Raw genomic sequence first — 15880 nt, 5'->3', positions numbered from 1 at the left:
CTAAAATTATTCGGGGGTAGAAATCTGTCCGCTAATGCGCTCAAATTTCTCGATCAATAAAGCTATACGTTCTTTTTCCCTGCTCATCACTGCCTTTCTCAATACTGTTGAACAAAATAACATCCATATCGCAGTTAAGCCTACAGCTAAAACTTTTTGAACAGTGTTGAAGTGGGCAAGAATTTCTACAAAATAAAATATGATGCCCAATGAAAGTGCAATCATGTAAAACCAATATAAAGAGTTGTAAAGTTTATAACGGTTTAATTGATAGGTTTTTAAGTTGTTTAAGTATTCGTGCGGATGAGCGGTGAAATCGGTTTTAGAAATTAGCCTGTAATCGCGGTACAGGATTAAGGTGTATACGCCAATGGCAATAATGGTGATGCTGATTCCTACGTGTGTAGTCCACGATTCGAAGTGAAAAAATATCCATAATGCAGCAATGGCAATAAAAGATGCCAGCATCCCTAAAATGTTTAAAGCAGATTTTAGCTTTAATCCATTTACTTCTTTCTTCGCTTGTTGCAGCATTTCATCAGCAGAAACCTTAACTTCTACCTCGTGCTTTTGCCACAACTCCTGTATTTGATCAAACGCTTGCATACTGGCTATATAGTTCTGTTAATTTTTGTTTAATGCGGTGAATTTTTACCCTCAAGTTGCCTTCGCTTATTCCAGATATATCGGCAATTTCGTGGTATGGTAATTCATCAAGTACCATGGTAATAATTAAACGGTCATTCTCTTCGAGCTTGGAGATACACTTGTAAAGTAGGGCAACCTGTTCATTTTTCTCTGAAAATTCCTCTATTTTATTTTCTATAATGTTATCTGTTAATTCGTCTTTCGCCTGTCTTTTTTCTGATCTTAAATAAGTTAAACAAGTATTCACGGCAATTCTATAAATCCACGTAGAAATTAAAGATTTGTTTCTGAACTTATCCAGATTTTGCCAAACCTTTAAAAAAGTTTCCTGTAGAAGATCGTTTGCAGCGTCGGTATCGCCAGTATAACCATAACATAAATGGAATATCTTTTTGGAATTTGAATCGAAGATCTCTTTAAATAACTTGTCTTTTTGTTCCATTTAGGGGTTTATAGTTGCGTTTTAGATGATGATGTACATTTTTTGTTACACCAGAAACCAAAAATAATATATTTTTTGATGCTATTGACTTAAAAGTTTTTAACTACAGATGCACACAGATAAATACGGATTTTCACATCCATGTGCATCCTTTCTATCTGTTGTTAAATTATTTCTGCTTTGCCGAATGGCTTAACTCAACGACGTTGATATATTTTTTAATACCAGCTGTTATCAAAATTTGTTACACGCCGTAAATATCGTAGTTTTACCAAATTAAGAGTACCACAAACTTTTTATATTCATGAAAAAAAACAAACTCACGCTTTTCATTTTCTTAGCGCTGATTGCGGGTATTGCATTGGGCTATATTTTAAATGTCAATTCAATCGATGTCTATAACCAGAAAATACTCACTGCCGATGCGAAAGTTAAAAGTATAGAGGTAAGCATTGCCAAAACGACCGATACCACCAGTATTGGCTATACACAACTTAAGGCCGAAAGAAAAGTAAATGCTAAAATCAAAAAAGAAAACGAAGATATCAGGGAGAAAAAATTAGAGTATTTTACGCTGCTGAGCGATATCTTTCTCCGCCTGATTAAAATGATTGTTGCGCCATTGGTATTTACAACCTTAGTAGTTGGTGTAGCCAAGGTAGGCGATATTAAGGCCGTGGGTAGAATTGGTGGTAAAACATTGGGCTGGTTTTTGGCCATGTCGCTAATGTCGCTCGTATTGGGTATGATTTTAGTAAACTTATTCGAACCTGGAAGACATATGAAATTATCATTGCCCGATCAATTGGTAAATACAGGTATCCAGAAAGCATCGATGAGTGTGAAAGATTTTATCGCACACGTTTTTCCAAAAAGTATAGCAGAATCGATGTCAACCAACGAAATTTTGCAGATTGTTGTATTCTCATTATTCTTTGGCGTAGCAACAGCTGCCATTGGCGATTTAGGTCAGGTCGTAATCAAAGCATTCGATGCCATCGCGCATGTAATCTTAAAAATGACCGGTTATGTAATGAATTTTGCACCATTGGCTGTTTTCGGAGCCATGACCGCCATTGTGGCCAAACAAGGTTTGAATGTATTAAATACTTATGCCATATTTATCGGCGAATTTTATCTGGGATTAGCCATACTCTGGGCAGTATTAATTTTCTTAGGATTTTTGGTGCTGAAGAAACGTATTTTCCGTTTGGTAAACGATATGAAAGAGCCTGCACTTCTGGCTTTTAGTACCGCGAGTAGCGAAGCAGCTTATCCAAAAACAATGATGCTTTTAGAGCGTTTCGGCTGTAAAGATAAAATTGTAAGTTTCGTACTGCCATTGGGTTATTCATTCAATTTGGATGGATCAATGATGTACATGACCTTTGCTTCCTTATTTATTGCACAGGCTTATGGTATTCATTTGGGTTTCGAACAGCAAATTTCTATGCTTTTAATCCTCATGTTAACCAGTAAGGGGATTGCTGGTGTACCAAGGGCATCATTGGTGGTAATTGCTGGTACAATCGCAAGTTTCAATATTCCTGAAGCTGGCTTGGCGCTGCTAATTGGTATCGATCCTTTATTGGATATGGGCCGTTCTGCAACTAATGTTGTTGGAAATAGCATTGCAACAGCAGTGGTAAGTAAGTGGGAAGGAGAGCTTAAAGAGTCCTGAGTCTTATTATCTCATTCAATAATTCATTCATTCAAACATTCAATAACTCAATTATTCAATCAATCTCTCATTCAATAATTAAATATTCATTCAATAATTCAACATCAAGTGTCAAGTAGAGGAAAAAAAATATTCTTAGCCATTACCATTATCGTTCCGATGATCATTTATTGTTACATCTATTATAAACCGATTATACAGAATGCGCCTTTTCGTAAAGATGATTTTGTGTCAATGCAGTATAGTTATGGTTTAAAAGATACTTTGGAGAACACATATGATTCAAAGACTGGTGTTTACCGCTACGTAAATAATAAAGACTCAGTAGTTACCAAAAAATTCTTTTTAAAGAGCAATGATGTGTTATACATGCATAGAAAGGCAAATGAAATCGGCCTTTGGAATTTTCCAGATACCATTGGTAAAAAAAGTGATAAATCCAGGTTGGTACCGCGTTATGATATCACTTTCAATTATAAAAAAAAGTCAAAACATGTAACTATTTATGGCGACTTTGATGGCAATCCAAAATTACTGGATGCAGCTGTTCAAATGAGAAAAATCATTCAGGAAACCTTATTACAAGCCGAAAAAAGAAGCGGGAAGTAGGTGAGGTTAGTCCGAAGTCGGGAGTCCAGAGTCTCAAGTCGATTAAATTAAATTGGCGTTTGAGACAGTTAACCGATTAAACCATTGACCAATGAACTAATGGCCAATGAACCAAAAAGACTTTAATAAAGCGTTAAATGTTAGCGTTTTGTTAAAGTCTTTTTCCTTTTAGGATGTTTTCGTATATTTACGATATATTCGTAATAATGGAAAAATTAACATTACAGGAAGAGGAAGCCATGCTGGCTGTTTGGCAGATCGGTAAGGGCTTTATTAAAGATTTTATGGATGTACTTCCTGATCCGAAACCACCGTATACTACACTGGCATCTACCATCAAGAATTTAGAACGCAAGGGATATCTGATGAGCGAACGTTTTGCCAATGCCAACCGCTATAGTGCAAAAGTTAAGGAAATAGAATATAAAAAGCGTTTTATGAGTGGTTTTGTGAATAATTATTTCCAGAGTTCTTATAAAGAACTGGTTGCTTTTTTTGCAAAGGATAAAAAAATAAGTGCGGAGGAACTTAAAGAGATTATAAATTTAATTGAGAACCCTGAAAAGTAAATGCCATGCCACATTTCTTTATCATTTTATTGAAAATTAATCTGGTGCTGATCTTGTTTTCGGCAACCTATTATCTGGTGTTGCGGAGGCTAACTTTCTACTCCATCAACAGGATATTTCTGCTGTTTGGGATCATCTTTTCTTCTGCCTATCCATTTATTAACCTCACCGAGTTTTTTGCCGGACAGAAAGCTGTGCCTGCCTTTGTTCCACAATTTAACCAACAGGTAAGTGAATTTGTAAAACAAGATGCCGTGTCGGTATTTTGGCAAGGACTTACGGTGCTTTTTTATACCGGTGTTTTATTGATGGCCTTAAGATTGATTGTGCAGTTTATTTCGCTTTATAGAATGCATAAAAATTCTTCACCCGATCGTTTAGATGATTATAAGGTGAGGATTTTAAACGATGAAGTAAGCCCATTTAGTTTTTGGCAGACCATTTATATCAACCCACATCTGCATAAAAAACAAGATTTAAACAATATTCTAGAACATGAAAAAGTACATGTAGAAGAATGGCATACTTTAGATGTTATTCTGGCCGAAATCTGTGTCGTTTTTTACTGGTTTAATCCGGGGGTTTGGTTGATGAAAAAAGCGGTCAGAGAAAACATTGAATTTATTACAGATGCGAAGATTTTAAAAAAAGGAATCGATAAAAAAGCTTATCAATATAGCTTGTTAGATGTTGGAACTTTACAACCATCGGTAGCTATTGTGAATAATTTTAATTTATCCGACCTTAAAAAGCGGATTAAAATGATGAACATGAAACGTTCTTCAAAAGTAAATTTAACCCGGTATTTATTTGTGTTACCTATATTGCTTTGCGTTACTTTAGCGTTTACCATCGATAAAAAGGAGGTAAAGAAAAGTTTAGCACCCCTAACCAAAATGGTGAATGATGTTTTGCCTGAAAAGGTTGCTGAGGTAGCTGTACAACCCAAAACAGTTTTAAAAGCTAAATTTAAAAAGAGAATAATCATTGATACGCTGAAAGCACCCGATACCACCACCAAAATGACTTTTATTTTTAAAAGCATTGTAGACGGTGCAGATTCTTCTCGAAAATCGATAGAAGAGACTTTAAAAGGTCTAGGTAAGCAAGTGAAGATCATGAGCTTTAAAACGGATGGAACTTTTAAAGGCAAAAATTTTGTACAACATTTTAGCTTTACTGATACCTCAAATGCAGACCATAAAAATGTTATTATTAATGTTTTAGCTGACAAAAACGGTGATTTCGAGAATTTGCCAATGCCCAGGAAAAGCGGTGTCGCGATGTTTTACGTTTTAAAATCGACAGCCAAAATCTCAGATGTCAAAGGTGGAAACCAACCTGTAACGGGCAATGGAACTATTGTTAACGAAACCACAACCTATTTTTTAAATGGCAATAAAATTTCAAAAGAGGAGCTTGATAAATTGAATGTAAATAAGATTTCTGATCTCAAAGTTGACAGAAATAATCAGGCGATCCAGATTACGACAAAGCCCTAGTTCATTTCATTCGTCATTTCGAGCGCAGTTGCTATTGAAAAAAAATGTGCGTTTATCCTCTAAATCTGCGGGAAAACGAATAGCCAATCGTTTGTTTTTCCCACAGATCAAAAAGATTTCGCAGATTTAAGTTCGAAGACCTGTTCATCTGATTGTATTCAGAAGGCTTTGTCGTTCCTCCTCGAAATGTCGAATCTATTTATTAAAAATTAAAAGTAGCCTTCAGCATGGCCACCCTTCCCGGTATATAATACGTTCCGGTGGTAAGTGAATTTGCTGAAAGGTAAATCGCATCAAACCTTTTGATGTTGGCCAGATTGGTTACGCCAAATTCTAAATCTGTTTTCATTTTTAAGAGTTTGTATTTGATGTTCATATCTGCAAAAAGATATTTCAGATTAGGCTGTGTAGATTGATGCGTAAATAAATGCTCGGCCGATAAATTTAAATACACATTTCTAACGGTGGTAATGGCCAAAGTAGATTGCTGCCTAAGCTGCTGGAAATTCGTTTTTATCGCATTAGCAACTTTGGCTTTATTATCGGTTACCGAGAAATTTGCAAGGTAAGACCAATTGATAAAATTGGTAAGTTTTGCTTCAATACCCACTTTATAAGAAACTGTTTGAGCGTTAAAGGCAAATAGTTCATTATTCTGCAATTGATCGTATCTGCTTTGCGAAAAACTTACTCCGGCACTTACCGTACTTCTCAGGTCGAAAAGATATTTACTTGCATTTGCACTAAACGAAAGCGTACGGACGTGGTTGCTCAAGGGCAGCACAACCCTTTGTTGGATATTGTTGCTTAAACTGTATGAAGAAATGGTGTTCAGTTCGGCATTGCTGTAGTTAGCTGTTAAATTGATAAACAACATCTGCATCGCTTTTCTAAAGTTAAATCCAGCTCCAACATTGTGCGTTTTTGATTCCGAAATCGGTGCATCGTTAGCGAAAAGCGAACGATAATTTTTTAAAACCGTACCACGATAAACATCGTCAATTCCTCCCAGATCATTTCGGAAGGCATAATTTGCTGTTACATAATTCTCCGGACTGGTTTGATATTTAAAATTAAATGAAGGGCTTAGGAATAATTTGTGCAGGCTTTTGTCCAGTTGATTTACCTCATCACTGTAATTGATCTGGTTGTAACTCAAGGGTAAACTCAGCCCTGCTTTTATTTTATCATTTGTAAAATCGTAGTTTGCCTCAGTATAGAACTTTGTTTTAAGCCAATCGAGGTCATTTACCGCATTGCCCGAAACCAGTTCTGTTTGCTGGTTGTTTTGTGTACGGTAAAGTTCAGAGTTGAGCTGTTGCTGCTGTACATTAAAACCTGCCTTATAGGTTTGTACGAAATTGTTTTTTACAAAAGCGAACGATGCATAATTATTGATGTACCAGGTTGGTATTTTGATGTATTGGTTTAAGCCCAGATAACTATTTCCATTATTTAAAATATCGGCATTAAGCCCAGGTATAATGTTTAGTGTTTCAGGCTGTGTTGTGCGGTTTAAATAGGAGTAGAGGTTAATTACATCTTCCGACTTCAATTTTTTTCGGTAATTAAATTCATTAGAAATATCGAGGGTTTCCTGCCGGAGTATCTGATTGGCCGCAACATTATTGATTACAAAACCCGAAGAAGTTTTATAAGGTGCATAATCCAATACAAAGTTGTTATTCAGGTAATATTTTTCTGCATTCCCATTTAAGTTGAATTGGGTTCTTAATTTTTGCGGATTGATCGCATTGTTCTGCGATTCTGAATAACTAATGGTTTGACCAGAAAGATAGGTTTCCGAAAATTTGCTGTATTGTTGATCGCGCTGATCATATAAGTACGAAAGGTTTGCCCTTAATTGCAGATCCTGGTTAAACTTATACAAGTTGTTTAGATTGATCAATCCAGCTTTATTAAAAAGATACCTGCTTTGCGGTAAAGAGGGCACACCGGCTGCTCCTGTAGATAGCAATCCACTCGGCTTATCGTTGTCGAGGCGCTTTAAATAATCCGATAAATTATGCGAGGTGAGGTCAATACCCGGATCATTGCCAATGTTATTGCCTTTAATATTGTTAATAAACTTTAGTTTTTTATTAAACAGCATTGCCGTTAGGTTTTCGTCAAAGCGGTCGGGCATTCCGGCACCAACCGTGGCATCGCCCATTACCTTAAGTTTAGCATCATCTTTAATCACCAAATTCAGCGCGACATCATCACTCATATTATTTTTGCGCATCATTTTAATTGGCTGATCATTCTGGATTACCTGTACCTTATCAACAGCGGTCTGTGGGATGCTTTTAGTGCCAATGTTATACTTGTCGTCCAAAAGATTATCGCCATCTACATAGAGGTTAGAAATGGCTTTTCCGTTATAGCTGATCTTTCCATTTTCAGCAACCTCGATACCAGGCATTTTTTTAAGTACATCGCCGATACTTCTATCCTGCTTATCTGCAAAATCAGATGGTCTGTAATTTAAGGTATCGCCATTTGCCTTTAAAGATGGCCGGTTTTTTACGGTAACTGTTTCTAATGCGGTTTCGCTGTTTTGCAGAACCAGATCATAACTTTTGTTTACATCGGCCACAACCGTGCTCAGTTTTTTATAACCAATGCTCGAGGCTTCTATTTTATAGCCGGTAATCTGGTCATTTTTTATTGGAATACTAAACTCGCCATTGCGGTTGGTCCTGGTGAAATTGATTATATTCCCCTCAGGATCTTTTAAACTGACATTAACAGATTCAATCGCTTTTCCATTGCTATCCTTAACCATCCCTTTGATCGGTTTTTGTGCCAGCGCCGAAAAAACAGCAAACAGGAGCACCAGCATTATAGCGCATTTTCTCATTTTTTCTCCGGAATTTCGATTGGGTTGTTGATTTCAGGTTTTGTAATGCCTGCGCCTCCAGCCGGACGGGGAGCGTTATTGGTCTTAAATGAACCTTGCATACCACTCGCCGCCATTTGTGCCTGCATAAAGCCTTGAGGATCTTTATCTCTTGCCGCTTTAAGTTTATCTAATTCTTTTCTGGTCGTTTTGATGGCGTCTGCAGGTAATTTAATCTCCGGTCCAAGGTAAGAGGTGCTTACATCTATTCCCACCATTTTTACCACCCCAACACCACCGTTTGGCGACGCAATTTTAATATCATCACCTGAATTTCCTTGAGTGGCATCATCTTTTACGTTTTCAAGACCAGCGAATGTAAATTTTACTTCTTTTTTTTCATCATAGGCGTCTATAATCAAGCCTGGCAATCCATTTAATTTCCATGGGCCGCTCTGAAAAGGCATTTCTGTGGCAAACCAGGCGACCCATTTCCTACCTTTAAAGGTTGCGGTCGCTTTCTGGCATGGTATCCCTGAAAAACTCATGGTATCTTTTAAAATCTTCCAGTCAATTTGTGGAGCAGTTTCTTCAATAAGGTAATTGTTAAATAAGCGCTCTTTGGTAATCATTTTATGTTCGTTGGCAAAAAAGAAATAATCTTCCTGTGTTAATGGAACTTTCATTTCACTTTTCACCTCGATTTTGATATTGGAGTTGCCTGTTTGATTTTTCATCTGCTCCTGAATCTGCTTCTGGGTATTTAACGCTTGGTTCAGCTTATCGTAACTGGTATAAACAGAAGCATTTTTTCCGGTTACGAGTAACATATTTTCAGTGCGGGGCTTATCCCTTTGGGTAGTATCCGTAATGTGCGTAAGAGTATATCTTACTCTGGCCAGGGCCTTATCAGGGCTTTGGGCTTTTACTGAAAAGCTTAGTACTGTTGCTAAACAGATAATTAAGGTTGGTTTCATGGGATTGGTTTTTAGTTGTCTATTTAATTTTCGTAAAACTACGAATAATTCGTAGTTATGAAAATGCTTTAACATTTTTTAACGAAAAGAATTAAGTAGACGCTTCAGCTGCGGAGATATAGATCTATCGGTTGGTGTATCACCGACCGAAACCCAATAGTATGCTCGCAAGTATTTAATTACGATTTAGAAATGGGCGGCTTGTGGTTCTTGGCAGGCTTCAGTCCTGCTCGCTTTACTCCGTTGCACTTCGTGTCCGCTCCAATCAGGTTTAGGAACAAGGGTTTGTGCACCCTGCAACCATAAAAATGAAATGCAGTCCTAATTCTCTAGCCCCGGTTGAAGCGTTACCCTGCAGCAACGAGGTACGAGGAAGCGAAGCGTATAAGCGTAAAACGGGAAGAAACTTAATATTTTGCACTGACCTTGCGCTCCAATAATAAGTGTTTGCTTAAATAGACAGCAAAGCTGGCTTAGCCCAATAATTATTAAGCCATGATTTTCGAAAAATGCAATTAAATTAGTGGTCAAATCGATCTCGAAATCCTAAAATCCTCCGAATCCTGATGCCGTATGATTTTAGTGAAAAATATTTTCGATATGTATTTGTGTGTTAATTGAATTTGTTCTATATTTGCACCTCGTTAAATAAAAATTAAAAAACTAATATTTAAACAATGTACGCAATAGTAAATATAGCAGGGCAGCAATTTAAAGTTGCTAAAGACCAGCACCTTTTTGTACACAGATTACAAGGAGATGAAGGCGCTAGTATTGAATTTGATAATGTATTGTTGGTTGACAACGGTGGTGCAATTACTGTAGGTGCTCCTGCAGTTAAAGGTGCTAAAGTTTCAGCTAAGATCGTATCTCATTTAAAAGGTGATAAAGTAATTATTTTCCACAAAAAACGTAGAAAAGGTTACAAAAAGAAAAATGGTCACCGCCAGTTTTTCACTAAGATTCAGATCTCTGACATCACTCTATAATTAATTGTTAACCCAATAATTCGCTTTTTAGCGAGTTACAAAATATAAAATCATGGCACACAAAAAAGGAGCCGGTAGTTCGAAAAACGGACGTGAATCGCATAGTAAGCGTTTAGGTATTAAAATTTTCGGTGGGCAATTAGCTATCGCTGGAAACATTTTAGTACGTCAACGTGGAACAAAACACCACCCTGATAAAGGTGTTGGTATTGGTAGAGACCACACTTTATTTGCTTTAGTTGATGGTACTGTAATTTTCAGAAAGAAACAAGATAACAAATCTTATGTTTCTATCCTTCCTATTACTGAAGCTGAAATTGAAGCAGCAGTAGCTAAAGCACCAGCTGCTAAAAAAGCGGTTGCGAAAAAAGAAGTTGTAGCTGAAGAGGTTGTTGAAGCAGCACCAGTTGCTAAAAAAGCACCTGCAAAAAAAGCAGCTAAAAAAGACGAAACTACTGAAGAAGCTGCACCTGCAGAATAATTAGTAACAAAGTTATAAAGGAAAGTCCCGATGCAAATCGGGACTTTTTTGTTTTTATATGGTTCACACTGGTTCATTAGTCACTAGTTCATTGGTCAAATCGGTTAATTGGGGCTAAACCCCAGACTGGTTAATTGCTCTTCAACTCCGCTACCATTGATAGGCTCCAATAGAAAAGCCATCATTGCGAGGAACAAAGCAATCTTACAACTATCGCTACTAGCGATCGCGTTAAGATTACTTCGTCGGCTGAAAAAGCCTTCTCGCACTCGATAGCTATCGGATGACGGTCACGCTCTCGGTCCGTCACCCTTTACTTGTTTCAGGGGCTTACTTCTATTATAGTTTTCACCATATAAGGAATGCAAGAACATATAGGGCATTGAGCTTATATGTAACTTATGTGTCTCTTATATGGTTCAGTTTTTTGGCTGCTATATCATAAAGGCACTAAACTTTGTGTTCTTTGTGACTTGGTGGTTAATCTTTTCTCTGCTGTCATTAATATTGATTTTTTTACAATAAATTACCCTTTAGGGTGATACATTGAGTAGACCGATTAATCGACTCCAAACCCAAAACGTCCTACGCTAAACTCAACTAATGTTAAAGCCTGTTAAATAACAAAATTTAACAATTCATCGCAATACATTCGTACATCATTATTTAATTATTTGCGATGAATTTTAAAATACTCAGTTTATCTGTTTTTTGTATTATGTTAGTCGGCTTTTCGGTTAAAGCACAAGAGGTAGAAGAGAATATCCGTATGGTGAAACCATTTAAGGCCGATGGTATATCGAACGAATGGAACGAACCGCTTAACCAATACAACGATGCCACCAAACTGGCCTTTGCGCTGGCCAACGACGACAAAAACCTGTACATCATTATCGAATCGTTAGATCCACAAACTACTTTTAGTGTACTAAGAGGAGGAATTACATTGAATATCAATACTGAAAGCAAGAAAAAAGATGGTATTAAGTTAACCTTTCCTTTAATGGAAAAACCGCCAATGCCAAAAGAAGGAGAGGAGCACCGTGAACATACTCCTTTATCGCCAGATGGGGCCACACAAGATCCCTTAGCGATGAATAAAAGCATTCGAGTTTCTGGCTTTAAAAATATTGCTGATGGTGAGCTGCCAGCGATGAATCAGGACGGTATTGAAACCGGAATGAGCATTCACCCGAATAGAGATCTTATTTACGAATTAAGCATTCCATTAACGCAATTACAGGTAGAGTTAGACTTTAACAAGCCATTGGTGTACAATATCAAAATTAATGAGCCAAATAAATCTCGTTTTAAAAGAGAAGCTAGACCCGAAGGTGAAAGCGGAGGTAAAGGCAGATCGGGTGGTAGAGGTGGAATGGGAGGTATGGGTGGTGGCGGTCGTGGCGGTATGGGGGGTGGTGGAAGAATGGGCGGAGGAGCTCAACGACCACCGGAAGGCGGAGAATCAGCAGCCAAATCTTCTGATTTTTGGATCAAGTATAAGTTGGTAAAGACCTAAGATATAGAAATTTTGAGTGTTTAAATGAAAGACATGTCATCCTGAGCTTGTCGAAGGACAATCTTTTTGATTTAAACATAAAAGAGTCTTCGACTACCTGTCCCGATTTATCTGAGGCTCAGACTGACAAGTAGAGGAAATATAGAGTTGTCAACTCTCAGGCCGTTTGCCTATAAAAGTTGACAACTCTTTTTAACTAATACTCCCTGGCCATTAACTGATCGGTAAGCGTTAAAAGATTCGCTTTGCGCTCATTGCTCACATTAATCTGGGCAAATACCGCTAAGGCTTTGTTGAGGTAATTGTTCATGCTTTCTTTAGCAATATCCTGAATATCCAAAATATCGTATACCTGGCGTACTGTATCTACTTTTTCCTGCACATTAAATTCTTTGTAGCCTGTCCAGGTATCTAATGATGCCCTGGTTTCTCCGTCAGCAAGTTCAAAGGCTTTTAATAGCAGAAAGGTTTTTTTATTGGCTATAATATCGCCACCAACCTGTTTTCCGAATTTTTCAGGATCAGCATAAACGTCTAAAATATCATCTTGTAGCTGAAAAGCAATGCCGATATTTTCGCCAAATTGATAAATTAAGTCTGCATCTTTTTCTGAGGCACCAGCGATAATGGCTCCAAGTTTTAAGGCGCCGCCCAAAAGCACTGCCGTTTTTAACCTGATCATGTTGATGTATTCTTCAATGCTCACATCATCACGGCCTTCAAATTCCATATCCAATTGCTGCCCTTCGCAAACGCCTTGAGCAGTTGCATTAAAGGCATTCAACACCGGACCTAGAAAGGCTGGATTAACTTTTGCAAGGTTTTTATTTGCTTCCACCATCATTACATCACCACTTAAAATGGCAATATTGGTACTCCATTTTTCGTGGACGGTGGCTTTCCCTCTACGGAGTGGCGCATTGTCCATAATATCGTCATGAACAAGCGTAAAATTATGGAAAATCTCAATGGCCATAGCGGCGTGGATAGATTCGTTTGCATTTTCACCAAACAACTCTGTCGCCATTAAAACCAATAGTGGTCTTACCCGTTTTCCACCCAGATTAATGATATAAGTAATCGGATCGTAAAGCTGTTTAGGGTGATCCGGAAACTTTAAATTTTGTATTGCAGTATCTAAAATTTGTTGTAATTCTTCTGTAGTATGCATTGTAATTATTGCGTAAACACTGTGTTTAAGGCACAATTTTAAATTTTTAATCTGGAATTAAGGTGAAATCGATTTGACGTTTAGAAAGATCTACTTTTTTCACCCTGATCATCACTTCATCACCCAACTGGTATTTTTTCTTTTTGCGTTGCCCTACAATACAGTAGTTTTTCTCATCAAGCACATAAAAATCGTCTGATATGTCCCTTAAACGAATCATGCCTTCACATTTATTCTCTTCAATCTCTACATACATGCCCCATTCGGTAACACCCGAAATAATCCCTTTGTACTCCGTACCGATATTATTTTCTAAGTATTCGGCCTGTTTGTATTTAATGGATGCACGTTCGGCATCTGCAGCTCTTTTCTCCATTGCCGAAGAATGTACAGAGGCCACTTCGTAAAATTCCATGTCTGCCGATTTTCCGCCATCTAAATAAGTTTGTAAAAGCCTGTGCGCCATCACATCCGGATAACGGCGGATAGGGGAAGTAAAGTGTGTGTAATATTCAAAAGCCAAACCATAATGACTGGTTTTTTTAGTCGAATAAATCGCTTTTGCCATTGATCTGATGGCCAGCGAAGTTAGAATATTCTGCTCTTTTTTGCCTTCTACATCTGCCATTAAATTGTTTAGTGATTTGGCAATTTCTTTATCCGATTTGGTATTGATTTTATAACCGAAACGTGAAGCAAAGGTTGCGAAAGTATTCAGGGTTTCCATATTTGGCGAATCATGCACACGATAAACAAAGGTCAGTTTGTCTTTTCCTTTAGTCTTCTTGGCTATAAACTCGGCAACTTTACGGTTGGCCAAAAGCATGTAATCTTCAATCAGTTTATGGGCATCTTTACGCTCCTTTACATAAACACCAATTGGTTTGCCAGCTTCATCCAGTTTGAATTTAACTTCTGTACTTTCGAAACTGATGGCTCCGTTTTTAAATTTACGGTCGCGCAGAATATAAGCCAACTCATTTAGTTTCAATATTTCGTGTGCATAATCACCTTCTTTATTTTCGATTACTTCCTGCGCTTCCTCATAACTAAATCTTCTGTCGGAGTGGATTACCGTTCTACCATACCATTCAGATTGAATATTGGCCTGCTCGTCCAGTTCGAAAACAGCTGCAAAACACAATTTATCTTCATGTGGACGTAATGAACATACACCATTACTCAAGCGCTCTGGCAGCATCGGAATTACACGGTCTACCAGATAAACCGAAGTGGCGCGGCTGTAAGCTTCTTTATCTAAATCAGTTCCCTGAATTACATAATGCGAAACATCAGCAATATGCACACCAATTTCGTGGTTTCCGTTAGGGAGTTTTTGATAAGAGATGGCATCATCGAAATCTTTCGCATCTGCCGGATCTATGGTAAAGGTTAATACTTTTCTAAAATCTTTTCTTTTGGCAATTTCTGCTGCAGGAATTTCTTCAGGAATGGCATTGGCTTCGCGCTCTACCTGAGGTGGAAACTCTAAAGGAAAACCGTACTGTGCTAAAATAGCATTCATTTCGGTATTGTTCTCGCCCTGGTTACCCAGTACATGTTTAACAATCCCGATTGGATTTTTTGCACTTTCAGGCCAATCTGATAGGGTTACCAATACACGCTGACCGTTTTTGGCTTCGTGGGTATCGGCCAGAGGCACAAAAATATCGTGCATCATTTTTTTATCATCTGCAATTACAAATGCAAAACGATCTGATATCTTGATTACACCTGTAAAATCTGATTTTGCTCTTTTAATAATTTCGACAACTTCGCCATCATTTTTACGGCCGCTTTTCTTCGCAAAAACATAAGCCTTTACGGTATCGCCGTGCAATGCATTTTTGAGTTTTCGTGGAGCTACAAAAACATCTTTCTCAAATTCATCTTCCGGAACAATATACGCTGAACCATCGGCAGTCATATCAACCGTACCGATAATAAAGTTCTGCAGTTCTTTAAGTTTAAATTTACCTTTTTCTGGTTCTAAGAAAATCCCTGTACTTTTCCCTTCTTTTAAGATCTCGAGAATGGTTTCTCTTGATTCTTGATCGTTCAAATTTAATTTGGCCGAAACCTGCTTATAATTAAGCAGCTGATTATTGTTTTTTTCAAAAACATCACTAACCAATTGATTCAGAACTAATTTTATATTTGCCGATTTTTTCTTTGCCATATGCTAAACTGAATTTACCGAAGATACAGAAAAGATGCGCAGGATGGAAAATATAGGGCACAATATGTAAAAGGCATGATGATTTTAGTTCATTGGTTCATCGGCCATTGGTTCATTGGTAAAGCAAATCGGCTACCTGCTGGTTGTTAATAGCTCATAGTTGATAGGCCAAGATGGGTTAGAGAAAATTGCTGTTGACTATCTACGATTAACCACGAATAAAATAAATAATATTCAAGATTAAACCTTATTTCTAACCTTCATTCCACCT

At 37.5% G+C, this 15880-nt stretch carries 13 protein-coding genes; 7 read left to right on the top strand and 6 right to left on the bottom strand.

What is annotated here, in order from left to right:
- Positions 1 to 6: 6 nt before the first annotated feature.
- Together ACTJKN_RS03130 and ACTJKN_RS03125 are read right to left on the bottom strand one after the other, a co-directional pair.
- On the bottom strand, positions 7 to 606 hold the full coding sequence (locus tag ACTJKN_RS03130; protein ID WP_215128255.1) for a hypothetical protein: 600 nt from the start codon (positions 604 to 606) through the stop codon (positions 7 to 9).
- On the bottom strand, positions 593 to 1090 hold the full coding sequence (locus ACTJKN_RS03125) for an RNA polymerase sigma factor (protein ID WP_029275756.1): 498 nt from the start codon (positions 1088 to 1090) through the stop codon (positions 593 to 595). The genes ACTJKN_RS03130 and ACTJKN_RS03125 overlap by 14 nt, the downstream gene beginning before the upstream one ends.
- Before the next feature lie 304 nt (positions 1091 to 1394).
- Here ACTJKN_RS03125 and ACTJKN_RS03120 point away from each other — a divergent pair, with 304 nt between their 5' ends.
- From ACTJKN_RS03120 to ACTJKN_RS03105, 4 genes are all read left to right on the top strand, one after another.
- Positions 1395 to 2771 carry a dicarboxylate/amino acid:cation symporter gene (locus ACTJKN_RS03120; RefSeq protein WP_440822588.1) on the top strand — a complete coding sequence of 459 codons (1377 nt, stop codon included), beginning with the start codon at positions 1395 to 1397 and terminating at the stop codon, positions 2769 to 2771.
- Between the two features lie 108 nt (positions 2772 to 2879).
- Positions 2880 to 3380, top strand: coding sequence for a hypothetical protein (locus tag ACTJKN_RS03115; protein ID WP_440822586.1), 501 nt, complete (start codon positions 2880 to 2882; stop codon positions 3378 to 3380).
- A gap of 206 nt (positions 3381 to 3586) precedes the next feature.
- The gene (locus tag ACTJKN_RS03110; RefSeq protein ID WP_215128250.1) at positions 3587 to 3949 is read left to right on the top strand and encodes a BlaI/MecI/CopY family transcriptional regulator; all 363 of its coding nucleotides are present in this window, start codon (positions 3587 to 3589) and stop codon (positions 3947 to 3949) included.
- A gap of 5 nt (positions 3950 to 3954) precedes the next feature.
- The gene (locus ACTJKN_RS03105) at positions 3955 to 5451 is read left to right on the top strand and encodes a M56 family metallopeptidase (protein ID WP_440822584.1); all 1497 of its coding nucleotides are present in this window, start codon (positions 3955 to 3957) and stop codon (positions 5449 to 5451) included.
- 202 nt (positions 5452 to 5653) lie between these two features.
- On the opposite strand, the gene ACTJKN_RS03100 is transcribed toward ACTJKN_RS03105, so the two are convergent.
- On the bottom strand, positions 5654 to 8314 hold the full coding sequence (locus ACTJKN_RS03100; RefSeq protein ID WP_440822582.1) for a carboxypeptidase regulatory-like domain-containing protein: 2661 nt from the start codon (positions 8312 to 8314) through the stop codon (positions 5654 to 5656).
- Complete coding sequence (locus ACTJKN_RS03095) at positions 8311 to 9270, bottom strand: GLPGLI family protein (protein ID WP_440822581.1); 960 nt, start codon at positions 9268 to 9270, stop codon at positions 8311 to 8313. Before ACTJKN_RS03095 ends, ACTJKN_RS03100 begins: the two co-directional genes overlap by 4 nt.
- A 677-nt stretch (positions 9271 to 9947) precedes the next feature.
- On the opposite strand from ACTJKN_RS03095, the gene rplU reads away from it, so the two are divergent.
- The 3 genes from rplU to ACTJKN_RS03080 all read left to right on the top strand — a co-directional run bounded on the left by rplU (position 9948) and on the right by ACTJKN_RS03080 (position 12259).
- Positions 9948 to 10259 carry a 50S ribosomal protein L21 gene (gene rplU, locus ACTJKN_RS03090; RefSeq protein WP_025146774.1) on the top strand — a complete coding sequence of 104 codons (312 nt, stop codon included), beginning with the start codon at positions 9948 to 9950 and terminating at the stop codon, positions 10257 to 10259.
- Between the two features lie 52 nt (positions 10260 to 10311).
- Positions 10312 to 10740, top strand: coding sequence for a 50S ribosomal protein L27 (gene rpmA, locus ACTJKN_RS03085; protein WP_440822579.1), 429 nt, complete (start codon positions 10312 to 10314; stop codon positions 10738 to 10740).
- 679 nt (positions 10741 to 11419) lie between these two features.
- On the top strand, positions 11420 to 12259 hold the full coding sequence (locus tag ACTJKN_RS03080; protein WP_440822577.1) for a hypothetical protein: 840 nt from the start codon (positions 11420 to 11422) through the stop codon (positions 12257 to 12259).
- A gap of 196 nt (positions 12260 to 12455) precedes the next feature.
- Here the strand turns inward: ACTJKN_RS03080 and ACTJKN_RS03075 are convergent, their stop codons facing one another.
- Entirely contained in the window at positions 12456 to 13430 is a 975-nt protein-coding gene (locus ACTJKN_RS03075) for a polyprenyl synthetase family protein (RefSeq protein WP_440822576.1), read from the bottom strand.
- A gap of 46 nt (positions 13431 to 13476) precedes the next feature.
- Positions 13477 to 15609, bottom strand: coding sequence for a ribonuclease R (gene rnr / locus ACTJKN_RS03070; RefSeq protein ID WP_440822574.1), 2133 nt, complete (start codon positions 15607 to 15609; stop codon positions 13477 to 13479).
- Positions 15610 to 15880 lie beyond the last annotated feature (271 nt).

It is taken from the genome of Pedobacter sp. 22163 (genome assembly GCF_052045595.1).
Taxonomy (GTDB): Bacteria; Bacteroidota; Bacteroidia; order Sphingobacteriales; family Sphingobacteriaceae; genus Pedobacter.
The sequence above is the reverse complement of the archived record's forward strand: the minus strand, read 5'-3'. Positions and strand labels throughout refer to the sequence as shown.